The organism is Methanolobus sp. ZRKC4, from assembly GCF_045291305.1.
GTDB lineage: Archaea > Halobacteriota > Methanosarcinia > Methanosarcinales > Methanosarcinaceae > Methanolobus.
The window spans coordinates 2,130,859-2,155,366 of record NZ_CP146983.1; the positions used below are offsets into that span (position 1 = coordinate 2,130,859).

General features: G+C 37.5%; 12 protein-coding genes and 2 pseudogenes. 6 read left to right on the forward strand and 8 right to left on the reverse strand.

Annotated features, from left to right (window positions below; genetic code table 11):
- Positions 1-54: 54 nt before the first annotated feature.
- On the reverse strand, positions 55-1,356 hold the full coding sequence (locus V7O67_RS10665) for a phenylacetate--CoA ligase family protein (RefSeq protein ID WP_406658323.1): 1,302 nt from the start codon (positions 1,354-1,356) through the stop codon (positions 55-57).
- Between the two features lie 519 nt (positions 1,357-1,875).
- Between V7O67_RS10665 and V7O67_RS10670 the strand changes: the two genes are divergently transcribed.
- Positions 1,876-2,007, forward strand: coding sequence for a hypothetical protein (locus V7O67_RS10670; protein WP_406669990.1), 132 nt, complete (start codon positions 1,876-1,878; stop codon positions 2,005-2,007).
- A 1,410-nt stretch (positions 2,008-3,417) separates the two neighbouring features.
- Here the strand turns inward: V7O67_RS10670 and V7O67_RS10675 are convergent.
- The 5 genes from V7O67_RS10675 to V7O67_RS10695 form a co-directional block, all read right to left on the reverse strand.
- Entirely contained in the window at positions 3,418-6,894 is a 3,477-nt protein-coding gene (locus tag V7O67_RS10675; RefSeq protein ID WP_342304846.1) for a PAS domain S-box protein, read from the reverse strand.
- A gap of 124 nt (positions 6,895-7,018) precedes the next feature.
- Positions 7,019-7,168, reverse strand: a complete 150-nt coding sequence (locus V7O67_RS10680) for a hypothetical protein (RefSeq protein ID WP_342304845.1) — start codon at positions 7,166-7,168, stop codon at positions 7,019-7,021.
- 254 nt (positions 7,169-7,422) lie between these two features.
- A complete protein-coding gene (locus tag V7O67_RS10685; protein WP_342304844.1) occupies positions 7,423-13,545 on the reverse strand; it encodes a PAS domain S-box protein in 6,123 nt (2,040 codons plus the stop codon).
- Between the two features lie 168 nt (positions 13,546-13,713).
- Positions 13,714-14,226, reverse strand: coding sequence for a chemotaxis protein CheW (locus tag V7O67_RS10690; protein ID WP_406657469.1), 513 nt, complete (start codon positions 14,224-14,226; stop codon positions 13,714-13,716).
- A 17-nt stretch (positions 14,227-14,243) separates the two neighbouring features.
- Entirely contained in the window at positions 14,244-16,358 is a 2,115-nt protein-coding gene (locus V7O67_RS10695) for a methyl-accepting chemotaxis protein (protein WP_406669991.1), read from the reverse strand.
- A gap of 254 nt (positions 16,359-16,612) precedes the next feature.
- Here V7O67_RS10695 and V7O67_RS10700 point away from each other — a divergent pair.
- A pseudogene (locus tag V7O67_RS10700) lies at positions 16,613-17,294 on the forward strand (IS1 family transposase).
- A gap of 595 nt (positions 17,295-17,889) precedes the next feature.
- On the opposite strand, the gene V7O67_RS10705 reads toward V7O67_RS10700, so the two are convergent.
- Complete coding sequence (locus tag V7O67_RS10705) at positions 17,890-19,098, reverse strand: ABC transporter substrate-binding protein (protein WP_406669992.1); 1,209 nt, start codon at positions 19,096-19,098, stop codon at positions 17,890-17,892.
- A 506-nt stretch (positions 19,099-19,604) separates the two neighbouring features.
- Between V7O67_RS10705 and V7O67_RS10710 the strand changes: the two are divergent.
- The 3 genes and pseudogenes from V7O67_RS10710 to ltrA form a co-directional block, all read left to right on the forward strand.
- Positions 19,605-20,424 (forward strand): annotated as a pseudogene (locus V7O67_RS10710) (IS5 family transposase); the annotation flags it as partial.
- A 178-nt stretch (positions 20,425-20,602) separates the two neighbouring features.
- Positions 20,603-20,746, forward strand: coding sequence for a hypothetical protein (locus V7O67_RS10715; RefSeq protein WP_406669888.1), 144 nt, complete (start codon positions 20,603-20,605; stop codon positions 20,744-20,746).
- A 211-nt stretch (positions 20,747-20,957) separates the two neighbouring features.
- Positions 20,958-22,490: a group II intron reverse transcriptase/maturase gene (ltrA, locus tag V7O67_RS10720; RefSeq protein ID WP_342304721.1), complete on the forward strand. Its 1,533-nt coding sequence runs from the start codon at positions 20,958-20,960 to the stop codon at positions 22,488-22,490.
- A gap of 11 nt (positions 22,491-22,501) precedes the next feature.
- Here ltrA and V7O67_RS10725 read toward each other — a convergent pair whose 3' ends face one another.
- Positions 22,502-23,398 carry an ISH3 family transposase gene (locus V7O67_RS10725; protein ID WP_342306497.1) on the reverse strand — a complete coding sequence of 299 codons (897 nt, stop codon included), beginning with the start codon at positions 23,396-23,398 and terminating at the stop codon, positions 22,502-22,504.
- Positions 23,399-23,783: 385 nt separating this feature from the next.
- On the opposite strand from V7O67_RS10725, the gene V7O67_RS10730 reads away from it, so the two are divergent.
- A complete protein-coding gene (locus tag V7O67_RS10730; RefSeq protein ID WP_342304840.1) occupies positions 23,784-24,431 on the forward strand; it encodes a metallophosphoesterase in 648 nt (215 codons plus the stop codon).
- The last annotated feature ends 77 nt before the right edge of the window (positions 24,432-24,508 follow it).

Genomic DNA, 24,508 nt, shown 5'->3' on the forward strand with positions numbered 1-24,508 from the left:
ATAAAAAATAATTAAAAAAGCTGGATTATCAAACCAGCTCTTTTGGTTACCTGCTCAAAGAGCGTTCCTTCTGTCTATGACCTTTTTTGACTTACCTTCAGTCCTCGGGATAGTTCCCTTTTCAACAAGTTCGACATTAGTCCTTATGTTCAGGACACTTTTTAATTCATTCTCAACATGTCTTTTTACTGAAGCCAAGTCTTTCAGTTCGCCGGTGAACGCATTTTCTTCGAGTTCGACTTTTACTGTCAGCTCATCCAGCATTTTCTGATTCCTGTCGAGTAAGACCTGGAAATGTTCCGTGACTTCAGGCACTTTTGCTATGACATCCTCGACCTGCGATGGAAATACATTGATACCCCTTACAATAAGCATATCATCGGCTCTTCCAAGCAGCCTGGATATACGTGTTGTCGTTCTGCCACATCCGCACTCACTTTCAAGAAGCCGTGTAATGTCACCTGTCCGGTATCTAATGATTGGCAGAGCCTCTTTTGTTAGAGATGTCAATACAAGTTCACCTTTTTCACCTTCAGCAACCTGTTCTCCTTCCTCATCAAGCACCTCAACAAGGAAATGGTCACTCCACAAATGCAAACCGTCCTGATGTTCACATTCAAAAGCCACGCCGGGTCCCATGAGCTCGGATAATCCGTAAGAATCATATGCCTTTATGTTAAGAGCACTTTCAAGTTGTTTTCGGGTATTTGCGGACCAGGGTTCCGCACCGAAGCATCCTACCCTCAATGAAAGTTTGTCAACAATATCCATTTCCTGTGCAGTCTCCGCAAGATAAAGAGCATAAGAAGGAGTACAATGCAGAGCTGTAACACCAAAGTCTATCATCATTTCAAGCTGGCGGGACGTGTTACCTGTGCCGCTTGGCACTGTCATTGCACCGACTCTCTCAACACCATAATGGAAGCCCAGGCCACCTGTGAATAAACCATAGTTTACGGCATTCTGGAACACATCATCCTCACCAAGTCCCACCATTGTAAGGTTTCTTGCCATAAGGTCGGACCAGGTCTCTATATCCTGTCTTGTGTATCCGACAACAGTTGCTTTTCCACTTGTTCCTGAAGAGGCGTGGATACGTATAATATCTTTTCTAGGAACAGCAAAAAGCCCAAAAGGATAATTGTCGCGGAGATCTGTTTTCCGGGTAGTTGGAAGTTTACTTATGTCAGCAACCGACCTGATGTCATCCGGTTTTATTCCAAGCTGCCTGAACTTTTCTCTGTAAAATGGCACATTATTATAAACAGATGCAGCCGTCTTTTTCAAACGTTTTGATTGCAATGCCACTAATTCATCCTTTTTCATTGTTTCATACTTTGGCTGCCAGTATTTCATAAGAGCATCTCCACAAGCACCTCTCATATGAGTACATCTTTAAGTGTTTAACCCTTTTTGTAAATACATATTTTTTCGTCAAATAAATGACGCAAATTAGACACCAAGATAGCACTATTATGAACAATGATTTTATTCATTGAGGTATGCGATAACATGACATGAATACTACATGAATATAATGGTCAGTATAGACTTATGATGCCTAAAATCATAGTTCAAATTAAAAATATTAAGGATGCTATATTTGCTTGTAGTAGTATCAATTTAGGTTTAATTGAACCGTGTCAGTGATAAAACACAAAGAGGATAGAAAACTTTGCATAAAAGCCTGTGACGAGGCACTTCAAAGATTAAAACCAATAGCTATTACAAAATTATACAATAGATTGTCTGATAATACAGGACTCGAGTCCCCAAAAAGGCGAGTTCAACACCATCAAGTAGCACAATATGTGTAAATTCTTCAATTCCACCCTTAAGAACAATGGAACACGGTATGATTATGTTGAGTATTTCATGGGACATACATTAGGTGATGTGAAAAATGCATACGATGATCTGGACCCAGAATTCCTGAAAAAGAAATATATGAAACTGTTGCCCTTCCTTTCCATTCGAAAGGAACTACCCTTCCCAAACACTTCTTAATTGTCCAAGTACCTGGGCAAAAAGATAAATATCATCCCCTTTACCCAAACACTTCCAAATAGCATAATGTCTGGGTAAAGACTTTTTTCTGAATTATTTCTTTTAGCTAAAAAATGATACTGGTGAAGGTTAATTAATAAAATCACCTTGTCCCAGACACTTCTTAATTCCCTAGTAGCTGGGCAAAAGGAAAAAATCCAATTACCTCCACCCAAACACTTCAAAATCATAAAATGAGTGGGGCAAGGGAACAATCTCACGGCAATCACTAGGACAGATTCCATCCAACTTGAACACAAAATATCTTCATCCTTCGGCATCCTGTCACAATTAATCCATAATTTCCACTACTCGCAATCGATCACACCATCACCCAGCGCATTCCAACTCCTAGCAAAAAAAGCCTCTCGTGCAAAGGTAACATATCTCTGATATCTCAGTACCAAAAAGTTCCTGAGAGATAGCACAGGAGGAAGAAAAACGAAAATTCCGACAACTTATTGTTTCACATGAAAGTGTTCGGGCAAAAGAAGAAATCCCAAAAATACTAAAAACCAAAATTATCGGGAAACTATGAGATTATAAAAAAAGGACTCTGTAGAAATCCTCTAAATTATGGGGCGAATAACTGTACACGATTACTTAGTTTGTACTTGCTAATACTGGTACAATTACTCTAATTAAGCCAAATGATACTGATTTTAATAGGGTTTCTACAGAGCCCTTATTTTAATTGCATATCAAGCAAACATTGGTGGGTAAGAAGTAAAATACTACTGAAATTAGCATTAATTTTTATAAACTGTCATGTTCAGGCTATAAACAAAAGAGGTATTTGAGAAGCTCCCCCTCTCATATATTTACCCGGACTTGATACGATTTTACCCAAAAACCATCTTTCGTCCGGTTCACACTGGCTGCATGGCCAAGGGAACACTATCATTTGCAGTTCTAAAAAAATCCTCACATACGCACCGCATTAAATGTCAGTCACATATGTTCCTTATGAATTCACAGGACTACATTAAATGAAATAATTGACTATTCCAAATATCGTCTTATAATCTCTTTTAAACTATCTACATATACAGGTTTAAATATATATTCTGAAAAACCAGAGTTCAAGTAAAACTCCTCGTCATTCTTTCCCATAATTGAAGCAGTAATTGCTATCACTGGTATGTCTGAAGTTGATGAGTTTTTTTAATCTCCGTAGTGCATCAAGACCGTCCATTCCTAGCATTTATATGTCCATAAATATAAGATCAAAGTGAAACTTTTCTGTGGTTTCTAATGCAATTAAACCGTTTTCACGTGAACTACATTATGACCTTTAGACTCAACTACGTGCATAAGTAATTTAGAAGTTAAAATATCATCATCTGCGATTAAAACATGACTTATAGTACTTCACTTTCCATCTTTAACTGGAATTTCAAATATAAAAGTACTGCCATTTCCAAGTTCACTTTCAACCCATATCTTCCCGCTATGCAGCTCTACAAGCTCCTTTACAAGGGCAAGTCCAAGTCCGGTACCTTCATATTTTCGTGAGATGGATGAATCGATCTGGATAAAGGGTTTGAAAAGCTTTTTCAGATCATTCCTAGAAATTCCGATTCCGGTATCTATTACAGAGATACGGATTATCCCGTCATCTACTTCTGTACGGATGATAATCTTACCACAATTATCTGTAAATTTTATTGCATTACCAATCAGATTGTACAATATCTGTTTAAGCTTTGATTTGTCTGCCAGTATTTTTGGCATATTCTCAGGTAACTCTATACCTACAGTTATTTTCTTCTCTGACGTAAGAGTCTGCGTCATAGTTACAATTTCATCAATAATTGTTTTTACATCTACCATATCAAAACGTAGATTCATTTTTCCCGCTTCTATTTTTGAAACGTCAAGGATATCGTTGATGAGAGTTAGCAGATGATGTCCACTGTTGGAAATATGGTGCATAAAACCTTCCTGTTGGGGTACAAGTTCACCTGCTATTCCATCAAGCATAATATCTGAAAAACCGATTATTGAATTAAGTGGCGTACGCAGTTCATGACTTATATTGGCAATGAACTCGCTCTTAGTACGACTTGCGGTTTCAGCCTCAATCTTCGCATTGAGCATGGCAGCTTCAGCTTTTATCCTATCACTTATGTCTCTTCCCACAGCCTGAATGAGATTCTTTTGTGTATGTACTACTGAAGCACTTACATCTATGTAAAAAATATCCCCATCTGATCTTAACATTCTTGTTTCGTTACGTAAAGAGCCTTTCAATCGAAGTTCGATCACTTTTTCGATCATTTCTTCTCTTTCATCTGAAACGATCAATTCAAGAATTGATTTTTGTTTTAGCTCTTCTTCAGTATACCCAAACATTTCACAAACCGTTTTGTTAACATCAACTATCTTTCCATCGAAATCATGGATTATTATGCTATCACTGGCCTGTTCGAAAAGTGATCTGTATTTTTCTTCCCTAAATTTCAATTCGTCTTCTGCTTTTTTACGCTCTGTTATGTCTTGCAGTACACCAGTTACTTTTACGAGTTTACCATCTGTAATTTTAGGACGGCCACTTGTCCTGACCCATTTATGATTTCCTTTTGCAGTGATGAATTCCAGTTCATGGTCATATGGTTCACCTTTTTCAATAGCGTTATTGATTGCATTTTCAATGATCTCCCTTGATTCGAGTGGGAAGAAGGACAAACCATTTTCAACACCGATAGCTGCATCGTTGTCGAGTTCATGAATTCTAGCGGTTTCCGGTGTCCATGTAGCCTCACCGGTTATCAGGTCTAGCTCCCATCCACCAATTTTTCCAATCCTTCCTACTTCATTCAGGAGTGCTTCACTTTCTCTTAGTTTTTCTTCAACTTCTTTACGTTCAGTGATGTCATGGTAATTCAACAGTATTCCATTGATGATTGGTTCATGCAAGAGATTAATGGCTGTGAATTCAATCCATTTGTAACTGCCATCTTTGCAACGGTACCGGGATTCTGTATTTACTGTGGTATATGGCCTACTAATAACAGTTGCGAAGACTTCCTGCGTATGGTCTAGGTCATCAGGATGTATATTTTCCCATGTTGAAACACCTACAACTTCTTCTGGCAGCCATCCGAACCATTTCTCTATATTTGGACTTTTGTACTTATTGATACCATCTTTATCAACGATTGCTATCACATCAGATATGTTAGCAATCATTGCGCTCTGCTTTTCTTCACTATCTTTAAGAGCTTTTTCTGTCTTCTTTTGTTCGGTAATGTTCCTGAACTCAACAACCCTTACCTGTTTCCCTTTATGAGGGATACTCTTTGCTTCCAGTCGGAGAGGATATACACTACCATCTTTGCGAAGTCCCATTACTTCATATGGCTTTTCATAACCCTGGAAGATATTGTCCATTACAGTGCTTCTGAATGATTCTGCAATGAGCAGCAGTCCATCCATTCCTACCATTTCTTCATATGAGTAGCCGGTTATTTCAGAAAGACCTCGGTTGCAATCAAGGATCATTCCCTTGTCGTGGATGGAAATTCCGCCGAAAGATGCGTTATGCAGTACTTTGAACCGTTCCTCGCTTTCCCTGAGTTCAATTTCAGTTTCTTTGTGTTTAGTGATATCCAATACAGTAAAAGTAACACCCTTTGTCATATCAGAACTATCTATAGGTGTTGAGGACAAAATAACATCAATAATAGTACCGTCTTTTCTTTTTAATCGAGTCTCCACTGTCCCTGTTCCTTTTTTTTTGATCTGTCTGTACTTTTCATTACCTACATAATCAAAATCTTCCTGAGTAGGATACAACATACTTGCAGGGCAACCAAGAAGCTCATCAGGAGTATAACCTACAATTGCAGACATACGTGGGTTAATATCTACAATAACACGATCAATAACAACACCGATCCCAACTGGTGCGGCTTTGAAGATACTATCCAATCGTTCTTCATTTTGTTGTATCAAGTTCTGTGCTTTTTGTTTCGATATCGCAAGAGCAATTCTGTCGGCAAGGCGTTCGAACAGAGCTATCATCTCAGCCGTGAACATTTCTTTACATGAGTCGTTCAACTGGATCAATCCCAGAGCTTCCCCCTGGCTACGAAGCGGTATCAATGCAACCGATTCATATCCTTCTCCATTGCAACGGTTGCGCGTACGTGTCAGCCTGTCCGATTCATCTGTGCTGGCCAGAAGCTCAGTGCTGGAATTAGTCCAGAAGCTTCCATGAGCAGTGAAAAAAGGCATGTCAGGGTTGAAGCGACCGTGAATGACATTCCCGCACATGCATTCAAGTATAGGGTTTCCGATCTCATCCCTGATGATGTTCCCATTGCGATATTTGGAACAAAGTGAATTCTCCAGAAGCACAAAGCTCTCAGGGAAGCCTTTTGTCTGATAGTAAGGGTAGTCTTCTCCTTCCTTTAATCTGATACCGACAGCTTCACAGCCTGACCACTTCTGCAACAGCTCGATCGTGGATGGAATGAGTTTATCCTGGTCGTTGGCATACTTTAAAAGACTGAGCAGATCAGTAGTTATCTCACGTTCGGCTTCTGCAAGTTTCTCTTTGCTGATATCTTTCAGGAAACAAATAAAACCCGAACCTGCTTTTTCCGAGTATGTCATACTGATTTTTATATCCAGTATGCTGCCATCTTTTATGCGGTGTTTTGTCTCGAAACAATCATTTCCTTTTTCCATCACTTTAAGAAGGTAGATTGTAGTCTGCCCTGAACTCTTGCTAGCTTCCAGATCAGATAATCTTTTATCAAGTAGTTCTTCGCGTGTATAACCACTGAGGGTGCAGTATGCCTTGTTCACTTCAAAGATTTTCCCATCTTTATTAAGATACAAGGTAACTATTCAGCCTGATAAAAACGCTATCAATAACAATCTTGACAAAAAGTTGAAACGTAAATTTCATTAGGATCATTTATTTTGATTGTTGCTATTGATTGCTTTTTTGATTGTTAGATTGTTAGTGAGCAGACATCTCTATTTCGATGAAATCAGTACCAATAGGCAAATCGTGCCAGGCTGAATAGTTACGATACAAGTAACCATCAATAGCATTTTCAATGATGGTTCTGTAAAGTTCCTCTTGTGTGCATACTGAATTATTTGTCATAACTTTTCATAACCCCAATAGATTTAATTATTGTGTAGCATTCTTTTGAATGACGAAATTATTACTATAACATACTAAAAATGAGGATATTTGAAAATGAATTCACTTTTATACATCCATCAGCATAATATATATATGCTCTTAAATGAAATCATGCTTATCAGTTAGCTAACTGATTTACATGCTCCATTTTAAAACAAAACATTTAACATTGCTTATGAGAAGTGAACATCTGAATCTGTCCTTTTTTCATTTTAAAACTCCTTTAAACGTGTGACTAGCAATTCCAATTGTATTTCCAGTTCAGGCACCAAAATCACAACTTCATTGATTTCATTTGCATAGGCAAATTTCTCCATATCTGCTGTAATTTTGCTTAGAACTTCACCACCCATGTTTCCAGAGGAACCCCTAATCTTATGAGCACACTGGATAATCTCACTTATTTCTTTTTTCTCCATTACTTTTTTTAATTCATTCATCTGCTTCGGCGCATCTTTCAGGAAAATCCCTATTAAACGTCTGGCCAGATCAATGTCATCCGACATTCTTTCCATAAAAGCATGTTTATTGAATATCAGTGGGTCTGCCGGATTCTTAATTGCCCCCATAGTATGGTCCACATGCTCATTTTCCTGCACTGCCTTTGACCATTTTTTTATCAGGTCAATCAACGATTGCAATGAAAACGGTTTTGAGACATAATCATCCATGCCAGCTTCAAAGCAACGTTTTTTATCATCTGCCATGGCATGTGCAGTCATTGCTATGATAGGAATATCATGATCAAGTACTGCTGATAGAGGGTCTCTTATGTGCCGGGTAGCTTCAAGCCCATCCATTAGGGGCATCTGCACATCCATTAACACCAGGTCGTATGAAATTATTTCAAGAACCTTTATTGCTTCTGCACCGTTCGTTGCAATGTCTGCGCTAAAACCTATTTTTTGTAGCATGCTTTGGGCTACATTCTGGTTCACTATGTTATCTTCCACCAGCAAAATCTTCAAATCACTACTATGCATTTCGTTACTGTCATGAGATTTTACGTAGGGCTGTGGATTATGAACCGGTCTGCTCATGCTAAGTACATCACATAATATTTTGTGCAGCTCAGATGGTCTTACTGGTTTGGTGAGATAAGCTCTGAAATTTGTTTTGTCCTGTGAGTGAAAACTTGAATCACATCCCAGAGAACTTAGCATTATTAGGCTGATATCTTTGAGTTTCTTGTCAGATTTAATGACACGTGCAAGGGATTCGCCATCCATTCCTGGCATCTGCATATCTAATAGTGCTATCTGGAAAGGTTCACCTGAATCATGTGCTTTATAAAGGGCCTGGAGAGCCATAGGACCATCTTCCACCATCTCTGCTTTTATGCCCCATGAAGAGAGTTTTGTAACGAGTAATTCACGATTGGTAGCATTATCATCGACAACAAGTACATGCGCTCCCCCTATATCAGAAAATAAATTATTCTTGCATCCACTTCCTGTTTGCCTCATAAAACTGGCAGTGAACCAAAACTCAGAACCCTTTCCTTCCGTACTCTGAACACCAATCTCACCCCCCATCATCTCCACAAGCTGTTTGGAAATAGCAAGACCAAGTCCTGTGCCACCATACTGACGTGTTATGGATGTATCCACCTGGCTGAACTTATCAAAAAGAAGGTTCTTTTTATTATAAGGTATACCAATTCCTGTGTCCCTTACCGAGAAACGCAACCTGGATTTTGAGTCTGTCTCAGAATCAAGAGTTACTCGTACAACTACCTCACCCTGTTTTGTGAACTTAACTGCATTACTGATCAGATTTGTCATTACCTGTTTTAGGCGAGTTGAATCGCCTTTGATGTACAAAGGTACATCCGGATCAGCCTCATATATGAACTCCAGTCCTTTATCGTGAGCTTTTACAGATAGCATGGTAGCTAATTCATCAAGGAGATTTTGCAGATCGAACTCAATATCTTCAAGTTCCAATCTACCAGCCTCTATTTTAGAGAAATCCAATATATCGTTGATAAGTTCAAGCAACGTCTCACTACTGGTCTGTACAGTATCAGTATAATGCCTTTGTTCTTCATTTAGTTCAGTATCCAGAAGGAGACCAGTCATACCAATGATGCCATTCATTGGTGTACGGATCTCATGGGACATATTGGCCAGAAACTCAGACTTTGCTTTGTTTGCAGCCTCTGCTGAAATTTTGCTTTTCTCCAAAGCACTATAGTTTCTGCTGTTCTTCAGAGATATGGCAGCGTATTCACCAAATGTTTTAGCAAGTTTGGCATCGTTTTCGTTGAAATCACCATCTTTATGGGAAAAACCCATTATTCCTTTTGTTTCGCCTTCTATGTTCAAAGGAGAAAACAGGACATTAGGTAGGACCATGTGTCCTTTTGGCATATATTCCACCCATTTGCTCTTCATGAAATCATTGTTATACACTACCTGCCCGGTAGCGTACGCTTCAGCACGCAGTCCTCTTAAAGGCATAGGAAGATCAGGATTCACGGAACATGGCATACCTCCATCTTCTAAAAACAGTAATTCATTCTCCTGCCCAGATCCTGATAAAAGTGCTACATACCCGGCTTTTGCCCCGATGACCCGTGCACACGCATCAAATATATGCCTTGATACTGCGTTAAAATCATTTGTTTCAAGGATGGCCTGAGTTGCATTCAAAAGTTCGGCAATCTCTGTTTCTTTTTGCAGTGAGTTGGTCAATGACCGTCTCAAGTTCAAATCTGCCTGTTTGCGTGGTGTTATATCAGTGTGGGAACCTGCCATCCTGTAAGGTATTCCATTTTCATCCTTCAATGCTTCTCCTCTTGATAGAATCCATATGTGGCTGCCATCTTTGTGCTTTAAGCGGAATTCAATATGAAATTCAGAGATATCACCTTTCAGATATTGTTCTAAATATTCCATCACCCCAGGTCTGTCATCAGGGTGAATTCCTCCCTCAAATGTTGAATATTCATTAGGTAGCTCTGAATCTTTATAACCAATCATCTCTTTCCACCTGGGAGATAGGTATAAAGCGTTATCACGCAGATCCCAATCCCATATGCCATCCTGTGAACCATTCACTGCCAGCAAGAATTGTTCCTGGCTTTCTTCAAGCTCATCTGCGTACATCTGCAGTTTTTGTTCTGCAAGTTTACGTTCAGTAATATTTATATGAGAAATAACAACTTTACATGGAAAAGTATCAGAGCTTTCAAAAGGTCGGACCTTACCTATGAACCATCTTTCTTTTTCCGGAGAATGACATGAATACTCAAGCTCAAAATACTCCTTCGTTCCCGTCATCACATCTTCAATACCTTTAGCAAATTGTAATCCGAGGTCTGAGTCTTTACCCTTTGAACTTTTTGCAATTGTAATATAATTTGTTCCTTCACTCACTTTTTCAGTATCTGCTGAATTAGCAATGGCAAAATCATTCCATGATTTATTCGTTTTTATGATATTGCCGTTCTCATCCAACACGCAAATATTCGCCTCTAAGGAATCCAATGTGGATTGGTTCAAAGTGTTTAATTCTTTAATGGTTTGCTCTGCATACCAGTTATCAGTGATATCGCGACCTACACCCACCAATCCTATAGTTTTACCTGTAGAATTATACAAAAGTGATTTTATCGTGTCAAGCAATATTCTTTTACCATCTGGATATGTTACCCATTCTTCGTTGTGTCTGGCTTTACCTTCTTCCAGCATTAGTTTATCGTTCATTCTGAAAATATCAGCAACTTCTTTATTAAACAGATCATAATCTGTACTACCAATTATCTGGTCCCTGTTCCTACCAACAAATTTTGAAAATTCGGGATTGCAGCCAAGATATACTCCATGACGATCTTTGAAAAATATCATATCGGGTATCGAATCAAGAAGACCTGTTAGCAAAGACCTTTTTTTTTCAAGTTTATCTTCTGCCAGCTTTCGATCAGTTATATCCCTGAATGCTGCCACGCGAACCTTTGAGCCAGAATATGCGATATCATAGGCTTCTATTTCAACTGGAAATACAGTTCCGTCTTTTTTCACAGCACGAATTTCATAGGGTTTTGCATTGCTTTTAGACATCTGATGCCTTACGCAATTAATATCCTCTGGATGAACAAGTAATTCCAGGATGTTCTTGCCCAAAAGTTCATCCTTAGGGTAACCGGTAATTCGGCTTAGAGCTTCATTAACTTCCAGAATCATACCATTATCATGAACAACGATACCCTCAAAGGTCACATCTGAGAGCAAACGGTACTTTTCCTGACTTTTAAGCAATGCTTGTTCCATTAGTTTGTGCTGCGTGATGTCTCTGGCTATTCCTTCCAGTGCAACCAGATTATTATTTTCATCATAAATACAAATGTTTTTTTGCTCGATCCAGATAATTGTACCATCTTTTTGTACCCAGCGAAGCGTTATAATATGTCGATCTTTGTGTTCTCCTTTTGACATATCTTCTAGCAAGTAGCGATCATCGGGGTGCACAAGTTTAAAACCCAGGTCTGGATCTTCATAATGTTCCTCTGGCGTGTAACCTGTGATCTTAGTGGCTGCAGGACTAACGTACGTGAATCCTCTTTTAGGTGCAAATTCATAGCGATATATCAGATCATCAGCATTTTCAGCTAATCTTCTGAAGCGTTGCTCGCTTTCAGTTAGTTTCTTTTCTGCATTCTTGCGTTCTGTGATGTCACGGAACACAGTAGCAAAGATATCCTTATCTACCTGATAAGCACTGATGCTATAGTGTCGCTGCAATGGTTCTGAGAACTCTTCAAAATTAACAGGAATACCAATAAGTACCACATTTCCATATGTTTCTATCAAGGATGAATTTTCAATACCGGGAAGAACTTCAGTTGCGCGCCTTCCCAGAACTTCCTCTACTTTCAATCCGGTCTGCTCTTCAAATGTATCATTTGCTTCAAGGAATACGTAGTCTACTGGATTGCCTTGCTCATCCCGAATAATCTGATGGATAGCCACACCACTTACGGAATTTTCAAACAGACCGCGATACTTGCTTTCACTATCTTTCAATGCTTTTTCAGCGCCAATTTGTCCTATAATACCCCATACAGAATCCATGAGTAAAGTAAGTTGGAGCTTATCATTCTCCACATAATTTGATTCTTTATTTGCAACCCCTACAACAGCAACAATTTTATTGTTCCTGAAAATCGGTACAGTCATAAAGTTATCAAGTATAACGTGTCCTTCAGGGTAACCTTTCTTCAATGCATTTGAAGTATTGAAATAATTCAGGATTATAGTTTTACGCTGTCTAACTGCATCTCCCCAGATTCCTGTGTCCTCTAGATTGTAAATAGTCTGAGGTTCGACAATTTCACAATCCTTCATTACATCTTTGGACCATGTATTCAGAGTGAATTCCTTTTTTTTCTCACTATAATAGTATATGTAACCTATTTTGCTTCCTGTGAGTTTAATAGCTTCATTAAGTGCAAAATCAAGTAACTCCTGAATGGAAGCATGTTTTGATTGTAGAATAGCAATGATACTCTTTAATCTAGCTTCATTTAGATGCAATTCAGCTTCAATATTTTTTTCTGCTGTGATATCATGAATAATAGAATATAGCAAATTTTGTCCTTCAATTGAAATGGGTCCACTATGTACTTCAACGTCACGAATTTCACCATTTGCCAATTGATGTTTAAAGATAAAATGTTTTGCGTCTTCATAATTTGCCTTTTTTATATCACCAATTAGTTCTTTTTTTGGCAAAATATTTATTTCACCGATATTTTTGTTGGTAATGTCATCGTGTGTCCAACCGTAGTATTTGCAGGCAGCATTATTAGCATCAACAATATCCAAACTTTTAGGATCAATTAACAACATTACAGAATAACTATCATTAAATAATGATTTGTATCTTGCTTCACTCTCTTTCAAAGTTTCGTCAAGCTTCTTGAGAACAGATACATCCACAAAACATTCAAGTAATTTTTCCTGGCCATTTAAGATGATCTTTTTTATAGATATCATTACAGTTGCAGCACTACCATCAGCACGCAACATAATCGTCTCAGAATTATCAACTACCTGCCCTAAATCATATATCGGACAGGAGCCTTCACACGCGGGGCATAGGAATGAGTGGCATGTATGCCCTACAATCTCATTTTCAGCAGCTCCAAGCATATTTGCTGCGTATTCATTAGCTCTTTCTATAACATGTGTTGATGGGTCAACAATGATGGCTCCCATAGGAAGATTCTGAAAAATATCAATTTCAAAAGAGGAGGTTCCTGTATTCTTTAAATTTAAATCTCCTGTCTTTTTATTATTTTCGGACTGTTCTTCCTCGTTATTGTACATCATTTGCCCTCTATTGATAACTATGTTCTGTTTTGCTTATAAAATAGAATCGTTTTACATTTTGTTCATTGAATTTTGTTTAAGAATGTACTTTTGCATGATGAGGTCCTTTCCAAATTAAAAAAGAAATTGCTTTGGTTTGTAAAAACAATTAATAATTAAAAAAGGAAATTATGCAGGAATAGATCCTGCATCTGCCAGATTGCTGATGTTCATTTTTTGCTCTTCGGTAAAGATATGGTCAATATCAAGCAGTATGAGCAGTCTTTCATCGATTTTGCCAACACCTTCTATGTATTTTTCACTAATCTTCGAGGTGATTATTTCAGGTGCTGACTCGATGTTTCCGACAGGTATTCGTAAAACTTCAGTCACAGCATCTACAATCATCCCGGCAACAATGTTCCCGATTTCCACAATAACTATCCGGGACTGGTCATTTGTTTCACTTTGTGGAAGATTGAATTTGCCTGCAAGACTAATTACCGGAATGATTTTATTTCGAAGGTTAATGACTCCTTCCACATAGTCAGGAATCTGTGGTATTTTAGTAATATCAGGTATTCGAATAATTTCCTTGACGCTGGAAATTTTCACACCATATTCTTCCTCTGCAAGCTGGCAAACGACAAGTTGAAGCAGTTCTTCTGTAGAACTGTTATCATTTATTGTTAATTCTGACATTTAGAAACCTCGTTCAATTAGACAAGTACTTGTTGCTCTACTTTAGCTAATTGTAACTCTTCTTTTTTGTTATTGGTCATATTTCTTGTTCCACTATTGTCCTCATTGATCGTGAATTTCGCAGCTCCCTGCAATAGGACATTGGCAAGATCTGCAAGCTCCTGGGCAGATGATGAGAGTTCCTCCATGGAAGCTGTCTGTTCCTGCACCGATGCAGCTGCCTGTTCTGTACCGGCAGCAGACTGTTCAGATATTGCAGATACCTCCTCTACGGAAGCTGTAACTTCTTCAATACTGGCAGCTTGTTCCTCAGCTGCAGCAGCAATATCCTGCGCCATCTTTGCAATTTCCTCGCTACTTTGAACAGTAGATACTACAGAATCGACCGTTTTCCTGAGGGTTTCTGAACCAGTTAAAACTTTATTTGTACCTATCTCCATAGCATCTACGGCTTCATGACTACCGTTTTGCACATCCTGAATAAGCACAGCTATTTCTTTAGCTGCACTGCTTGAATTTTCTGCAAGTTTTCTGACTTCATCCGCAACTACGGCAAACCCACGGCCGTGCTCACCTGCACGGGCAGCCTCGATTGCTGCATTGAGTGCAAGCAGATTTGTCTGGTCAGCGATACTTGTTATGAGATTAACGATCTCCCCTATCTGTTTGGATTTTTCGTCAAGATCACGAATGACACCGGCGGATTCTGATACAGCATCCTGTATTTCATCCATCTGAACAAGAAGCTCTTCAGACCCTTTGCCAATATCTCTAATAGTCTCACTTGCTAAGGTTGAATTTTGAGCAGCATTTTGTGCATTTGTTGCAATTTCCTGAACACTTTGAGTCATATCACTCATTGCCCGGGAAACCTCCTGTGCTTTTGATGATTGTGAGTGTGCGCCACTTGAAATCTGAGTTACTGTTGCAGAGACCTGACTAGAAGCCGCTGTCATTTCTTCAGACGATGCTGAAATTTCCTGTGAAGTTGAAGCTACTTTAGAAGAACCCATCTGAACGTCTGAAATAAGACCACACAAGTTTCCCACCATTATTTTTAGGGCACCGGAAAGTTGTCCGAGTTCATTGGAAGACTTGTTATCCAGTTCGACTGTAAGATCACCGGCAGCAACTTTATTTGCTGCATCTAGCATTTCATTAACAGGCTTTGATATCATATTTGAGATGAAGAAAGCCATTATAGCACCTGCGATCAAAGCCAGAACAACCATGATAATCATTGTCTGGATAGAACTAGCCATTTCCTGCTCCATCTTTTCTTTCTGATCAGCACGAGCATCTTCAGTAATAGATTCCACGCTTGCAACGGATAGGAGAATATCTTCATGTGCAACTTGCTGTTGTTGTACATATGAAGCATACTGATTGAAATCAGTCAGGTATGCATTTGCTCCCACAATTACATTTCGAGCAGTCGTTTTGTCATTTTGATCATGGAAACTACTCTCCATCTGCGTTGCGATTTCAATAATATTATTTGTAAGCTCGTTTACGTTATCTGCATATTTTTGCTCACCGTGCATCATAAAACGAAGTCTTTCACCACGACAATCTAAAACCAACTGAAGAAGCAGATTCGCATTCTTTACATTTTCTACTTCCTCTTCAAGAATACTTTTGTCAGCATTTTGTACAAGCGCAGTCTTATAATCATTTTCCTGTTTAACTAAAATCTCAGTAATTGAGTCACTGAACATTAAACCATTTTGTATCATTGATTGTTCAGCTTCTTCCTTATTAGCTTCAAGACTTACATAGTTATTAAAACTAGCATCAAAGGAATTGACAGCTGATAGAACATCATCCATCTGTTTATCATTTACAGGGTCTTCAAATATCTCTTTTGATGACTCTGCCTGAGCTATCAATTTATCCACAGAATCTTCAACCTCTGCAACAGAACTTGCATCCTTATTTAATTGATACTCTGCCTGTGCATTATTTGCATCTTTCATGTATTTGACCAGACGGTTCATGTCGTCTGCCTTAACTACCCTGTCATCAATATTTTTCATTCCATCGTAACCGCTATATCCCACAATAGCAGTGAGTAGCAATATTATTGCAAAACTTCCTATTAGTAAATTTTTAATTTTTACATCTTCAAACATACCTTGAACACTCCAGGTAACAAATTATTATTTTGATTTTCAATTAATTTAACACAATTATTTAATAATTCTATTAGCAACTATTCATTTGTTGATAATATAAGCAGTTAATATATAAAAATATACTATATATAAATATGTGGGTATTTTGTCATAGTATCATTTCGTATTGAGCCCCACATTTTCTAATATGGAATAAAAAAAGGCTTTGGTAATTAAACATCGTTATATAATATGATGGCCTCTTTTTATATATGAATTGTCCAAAGTGTAAGAGTTCCAGTCATAAGAAGAACGGTAGGATTGATGGTCGACAACGCTACAAATGCCATGATTGTGGATACAACTATTCAGTAGATATAAAATCCACCGCTAGCCCCGTATCTGTTAAGCGACAGGCTTTACAACTCTATCTGGAGGGGTTGGGATTTCGTTCAATTGGACGTTTTTTGGGCGTTAGTCATGTTTCTGTTCAAAAATGGATTCGAAAATTTGGTAGTGAATTAGAGGATCTAAAAAGTGAAAATGAGATTTCTGTTGTGGAATTGGACGAGATGCATACTTATATTGGGAATAAAAAAACTACTGCTGGATATGGATTGCTGTTGATAGATATGGGAATAAATTCATCGATTGCTCTTTTGGCAGCAGAGGAACAAAAACAGGACAAAAACTCTGGAAAAAATTAAAGACAAAAGAGATTGGAGAAGTAATGACGGATTATTGGAGAGCATATGCCAAGTTTGTCCCAGAAACATCCATACTCGATCAAAAGCAGAAACATATACTGTTGAAGGATACAACAGCATATTTAGGCATTTCCTGGCAAGACTAAGGAAAAAGTCAAAGTGTTATACTAAAAGTCTTGAAATGCTAAAAATCTCCGTTTTGCTCTTGATGAAATATAGGAATAAAGAACTAGCTATGTTTAATTAACAATGCCTAAAAAAATTATAGGTACCACCAACTAAGAAGATCTAATAAAGTTAGTTTATTTGGTAGTTCTGTGACAATCCATAGTCACATATACATATAATAATATTTTTAGTTATATGAAAAAATAATACTGTTACACAAAAAGATAACAAGTAAATAAAGAGCTAGAACATTGCATGGTAACTGTGCTGTTGCACACATCAGGTATCCCACAACAAAAATCGCAAGTAATTGATAAAAAAGCAAGGGGATATCTTCAAACTTACAGGTTGAAGAGATTGTGGGGGTCGTGCAAAGAACAACAATCTGGATATGTCAGCATCAATTGATATTTGGCTCTGTAGAAATTCCCTTCATCCAAATAAATTACAGATAAATTCATCTCCTGTACCGGGGTAAGTACCTGCCAAATATTCGTTTAGTAGATAACACAAATAACATAATATCTTCGTACATCTGTGGTTCACAATTAGTTAATAATATGATTTTTGCAGAGTAGGAGATAAACAAATACAAAAATTATAATATGACTCCAAGAGACTAGCAAGACAATTGAAAATAAAAAAATAAATTGTGGTGTGAGATTCACCACTATTTATTCAACAAATATTAATTTACCATCATCTCCCGGATCAACTTGGTATCTTGCAACAAGTTTCCATTGGTAATCTTCATTCACCTTGTTGATGGTCCATACATCATAATCCCAATGTACCCTGTCACCATTTTCATCAAGTTTTGCCCATCCTGTGATACCGAAGTACTTATTCGTAAGCGCACTAATTGCCATCTTTATACTCTCATCATTATCTGTTACGGCATCAGTATCTACAAATGTAGCTATCCAAAGAGCATCATATGCAGATAATGCATAGGTTTCAGGCACTCTTCCAAGCTGTTCTTCAATTCTGGATTCAATCACTTGATATTCGTCATTCTCTTCCTCATATCCATATATTGGTGACTTGATGTTAACTGCTGCAGCAAAACTAGCTACATCATTATCGTTAACAAGTTCCTTGTTTAGTGCTATGCCATCACTTCCATACCAGTTAATCGTTGTCAGTGCAGGATATGTTTGGGCTAAAGTTAATACCTGTTTCGCTTCTCCATAAGAACAAAGAAGCACAGCTACAGAGCTTTCATCGTATTCAGAAGTGGCTGCAATTACTTTTTCATTAAGTAATTCTACTTCTGTGAAAAGGTCTTCATTATTAGTTTCATATGTAACACCTTCCAATACTGTACCACCGAGAATTTCAAAACTCTTTTTTGCTTCATCTGAGAGTCCATTGCCCCATACATCATTCCTGTATATAGGAACTACAGCATTGATTTCCTCTTTATTCATGAGCGTAGCCAGTACCTTTCCCTGATTTGTATCATCTGGTACAAACCTGAATAGATTGTCATCAGGAATTGCTAAAGAAGATGCAGTTGATGCAGTACTCATGAGAGTAATACCATTTTCAGTTGCATATTGCAGTACAGCTTCTGCTTCATTGCTTGCTTGCGGACCAATAACAATCTTTATTCCTAGTTCATCAAGGTTCTTGAGTTGTTCCAGAGCTTTTTCCGGATTACTCTCAGTGTCCTTTATTATTAGTTTTATATTTTTTTCAGAACCAAGTCCTGCTAAATAGTCATTAATATCCTCGCTTGATAATTCCAGTGCAGTCTGGCTTGATTCACCGATAGAGTCAAGGTTACCCGTAAGTGGCAAAAGAGCCCCGATAGTAATATCATCAGATTCAACTAATGTTTCTTTAGTCGATTCAACGCATCCTATTCCAAGAATTGCCATAAGTATAATAGTAATTAAAATGCCGGTTGTTTTTTTGTAACTATTCAGCCTGATAAAAACGCTATCAATAACAATCTTGACAAAAAGTTGAAACGTAAATTTCATTAGAATCATTTATTTTGATTGTTGCTATTGATTGCTTTTTTGATTGTTAGATTGTTAGTGAGCAGACATCTCTATTTCGATGAAATCAGTACCAATAGGCAAATCGTGCCAGGCTGAATAGTTACGTTTTTTTTATAATATAATCACCTGTTGATAATACAACCCATTTACACTATTTATATATTTTGATTTATATTGATAGTGTATGCCAATGTTACAATTTTTTCTTCATTCAATACTAAACACATACAAAGCTCAAACCATTAGCAGACATGCTATGAAAGCAAACAGAACAGAAATAAAACAAGTTATAAATAAGATGAAATAACGGCTCTGTAGAAAACCTACTTTAAATTTTATTTTTACCTATTAATTTAAAAAGAATAAATCCCCTTAGCATTATCTGCTACCGAAAACACATAGGGGATGATTGTGTTTTGTCTAATAAGTACTTAAAGTTTGTTGATACAGCGTTAGCTGTATCAGGAAACTCACACCTTCAGATATATAGCTGTAAATATTCTAAAAGAAAATACACCCAGCACCAGTTACTGACACTTGTTTTACTGAAAGAATACCTCAATGAGGATTGTCGAGATATAGTTGAAATAGTAGAATTAATGGATAAAGTCAAACAAAGAATTGGACTAAAACAGGTTCCACATTTTACTACTCTTCATAAATTCATTACAAGATTGAATTCAATCTATTTTAGTGGATTGTTGCAGCAAACACTAAAACTGTTTTATTCTCGTGGAGAGAGGATAGAAACTACTGCTATTGATTCAAGTGGTTTTACAAGTGGTCATTGTAGCTACTATTATTCACTCAGGACAAAGAAAAAACGTAGATCTTTCCTGAAAGTAAGCATTTCTGTTGATACTACTAAGCTCATTGTCACTGGTTTTAAGATTTCAGGAAAACCTGCTCATGATGCAAAACATGCAATGACATTTGAAGCAATGTCATAAAGCTCGAAGATCAAAATACTATGTGATGGATAAAGGATACGATTCAGAGGCCATACATTCACTGACAAGAGAAGAGTTAGAAGCAATAGCTATGATTCCTTTACGGAACAGGATGAGAAAAAGGATAAAAGGTAAGTTCCGCAGAAAAATGGTACAGGAGTTTGATGAAGAGCTTTATCATAGCAGAAATCTGGTTGAAACTATGTTCTCCATCCTCAAAAGGAAATATGGTGAGGAAATTAAGGGCAAAAGTGTGACAAGAAGTTACAATATGAATTGCTTAACAGCTATTCCTTCCATTCGGGATAATCCTACTGTGGGATGCATAGAATGGTAACATCATTGTGTTAAGCTCACAGGACAATGTGGAAAGCAAGGAATTCCAATCCTTGACTATCTGCTAGGATAAGGAAACTATGAAGAGTATAATGCAAATCATCGTAAGGGTCGTTATGATTGATAAGCGAAATGGAATGATACGCTTAGACCAAAAGGTATGGAATCAGGCCATAATGGTTTTTTGCACATTATGGAGAATGGACACAGATTCCCGGCCTATAGATGGCTTCTAAGGTTTCCGTGATTATTCATATTATAGAACTTGGTAAGTCCCATGTGCTCCTGTAAAAAAAAAAAAAAGGTAGTTAATTCGTGAGAATGAACAATAGCACAGGGGATAAAGGAAACGGTAGAAAGCAAATGGCAGTCTGTAATGGAGTGCATAGAGGTTCAAAATTTGCCTTGTCCCGAAAGGGAGCAGACTTACCGTAGGTGTTCTATTACATGAAAGGAGGCAAACTTATGAATGCAAGATACTCGACTACACCATCAGGTGAGAGGCTTGCAGACAATTCAATCCCATTCAAGTGGGAGGACATCGACTGGAAAACAGTCGAAGGGAACGTTAATGAGCTGCAAGCCCGAATTGTAAAAGCGGTTAGACAAAAGAAGTGGCATTTAGTTAAACGACTACAATACCTGCTTACCAATTCTTTTCATGCCAAATTATTGGCAGTAAAGAAAGTAACACAGAACAAAGGTAAAAGAACAGCTGGAATCGATGGAGAAAAATGGACAACATCCAAATCTAAGATGAAAGCCGTTCTAGAACTGTCTGGTAAGAGCTACAAAGCTAAACCATTGAGAAGAATCTATATTGAGAAACAAGGAAAGAAGAAAAAACGACCATTAAGCATTCCTACAATGTACGATAGAGCAATGCAGGCATTATATGCTTTTGCTTTAAGCCCAATAGCAGAAACCACAGCAGACAGAACATCATTTGGATTCCGTAAATATCGAAGTTCAAAAGATGCAGAAGCTCAATTGTTCGCATGTCTGAGTAAAAGAAACTCTGCTCAATGGATTTTGGAAGGCGACATAAAAGGATGCTTTGATCATATAAATCACGAATGGCTCTTGAACAATATTCCTATGGACCGGTCAATACTAAAGCAATTCCTTAAAGCTGGTTTTGTGTATAATAGACATCTGAATCCCACCAAAGCAGGTACTGCTCAAGGTGGAATAATATCTCCAGTACTGGCAAACATCACATTGGACGGTATGAAAAATGCAATAGCATGCAAATATCATACAAACAGGAAGGGAACTATTAACAAAAAAAGTTATAATTCCCATAAAGTCAATTTTGTGAGATACGCAGATGACTTTATCGTCACTGCTGATTCAGAGGAAGTGGCTAAAGATATTGCTGAGGTTATCAGACTATTCTTGAAAGATAGGGGTTTAGAACTATCTCGTGAGAAAACTCTTGTTTCACACATAGACGATGGATTTGACTTCTTGGGATGGAATTTCCGGAAATATAATGGTAAACTTCTAACCAAGCCCTCGAACAAATCTATTGAGAATATCACAAAAAGCATTAGCAACGTGATTAAGAAAGGTAAAGCTCGGTCTCAGAGTTCTCTCATTAAGGAACTCAACCCTATTATCACTGGATGGAGCGAATATCACCGTTCAGTTGTCTCTAAAAATACGTTCAGTAAGCTTGATTCCAGATTATGGGATATGCTATGGACGTGGGCTAAAAGGCGGCATCCAGATAAATCACACCACTGGATAGTAGATAGATATTGGCATAGGGTAGGGTCAAGGAAATGGGTATTCTCCACAGAAGGGCTTAAACTCAAATCTTTTGCACATACAAAGATTGTAAGACATCCACGCATAAAAATGGATAAGAACCCATATGTAGACAAAGAATACTTTAAATGGAGAATAAGCTATCTGAGAAAACAGAAACTAGTGGCGTCGAAGCAAAATATCATGGAAAGTCTAACAACTGCCTGATACTTAAAGGGTTATAGAATGCTTGAGCCGTATGAAGAGAAATTTTCACGTACGGTTCTTAGAAGAGGGAGGGCGAGTAATCGCTCTTTCTTATTCGACAAGTATCTGAATGTAACGTCTCTTGTCGATGTTTTGGGTTTAACTATATTTCTCATTCTGTATGTTGATTCAATTGCAAATCGTCTTCGATATACAGTACTAACTTTTCGGGGAGACAAGTTTATTCCATAAACTACAAACCCAAGGTTTTCACATCCATTTTTGTTCCTTTTGCCTTTCAGATACTTCACGTCAATGACAATATTCAACCGAATCTCCTTTTTCTGAGGATTCTTCATAACATATTCCGCATACCTAGCCTTTCTCCCAATAAGTAGTTGCTTAATCTTTTTTCCTCTTTTTACTACTGGAGTAATATGGGGAATATCTTCATTTTGTAAGAACTCAAACACGTCTACCGAATAGAACTCCCTATCTAAACAAAGGACTTTGATTTTGATGTTTAGTTTATTGATCAGATCTATAAAATAGGTGAGGTAATAGACCTTTGTTTTATTTTTCTCTACAGGAAGAACGGAGATAGTGAATCTCTCGTTCTTGTTTATGATAGATAATGAAACGTATGAATAAAAAGAGTTTGTTGACTTCTTAGCTAGGCTACGTATCACATAGTTTTCATTGGACGAATTCGTTCCTCCATAATATGGATCATTTGTGAAATCGATAGCAAACTCATACTTTTTCTTAGATTTCAGAGCATTAATAGGACCTTGAAGTAGAATTTTTGTATTTAATCTGATAAGTTCTTCAAGATCAAGTTTCTTGAGATGATATCTTGTAGATGTTTCACAAGGAATCTTTTGATAGTGTTTTGACATGGAGTGGACTGAACTATTCTCTACTGCCATGCATATGGCAGCATAAAACTGGTCTTTACAGGTAAGTGAACCATTGATATTAATGGTGATATTATCAGTAAGAGGTTTTAGAACAGCATCAATACATTGTTTTGGTCTTAATTCAACTTTGGAATAGGTGCTCGAATTGAACGCTATAAATGACATATGGCGGCGTTCACGCCGCATATAAAGCTATCGTATGACCTTCCTAAATTTAAGTGGTTAAAATTAGAGAACTACTGAAGTTGTTTTGTAGAACCGTTTGCAATGTTTCCGTGGTATTCGATGGTACGTACCCCTAAAACACTATCATGCCACTCATTTACACGGCGAGGGTCATGAGTTCGAATTTCATCGAGCCCACCATTCACATTTATGTTTTCTTGTTATTATTGTGGCGCTGAGCGTAGCTCTGCACCTCTATTCGCGCTCCCATGAACTATTTCGGAAATATATTGATAATTCCGAGATAATCACCATCTCCGAAGCAACGAAAACAAGAAAGAAAAACCTTTTTTTAAACCGGGAAATCACCAGAGTTAATGAGAATTTTACCGATCTGAATTTCATCAAATCCATTTCGATAAATGGAAAAAAAGTATTAATTCTCAGCATAGACACAACTGAACTATATAGTGATGATGAGTATGTTGAAAAAGAGATTCTAAATGCAGTTTCGAAAGAAATTGAACAGATAGAATATGACATGCCTTTGTTGATTACTCATTATTCTGTTTTGGGTACTGATGAGCTACCTCTAAAAAATTCTGCAGCATTAATTGATTTTATACAAAAATATAAAATAGAATACGTTTTTTGTGGCTATACTCACGAACTGGAAATTATGCGAGTCAATGATTTATATCAAGATTATTCCTTTACTCAGTCTATGTGTGGCAGTTTATCATCTAGCAATTATCCAAACGATGACAACATGTTCTTGTATTATGAAAATGTGGGCAGTAAAGATATGCATCTGCATCTGATACGGATCTTTTTAGAGATGGGGAAGGTACATTTCAAACAGGAAACAGTCTTTTAGGAGAGAATTTTAGTAATAATTCTTTTACAAGTTCCTTTAACACAGTTGACACCCTTTATATATGCGATGAATACCAA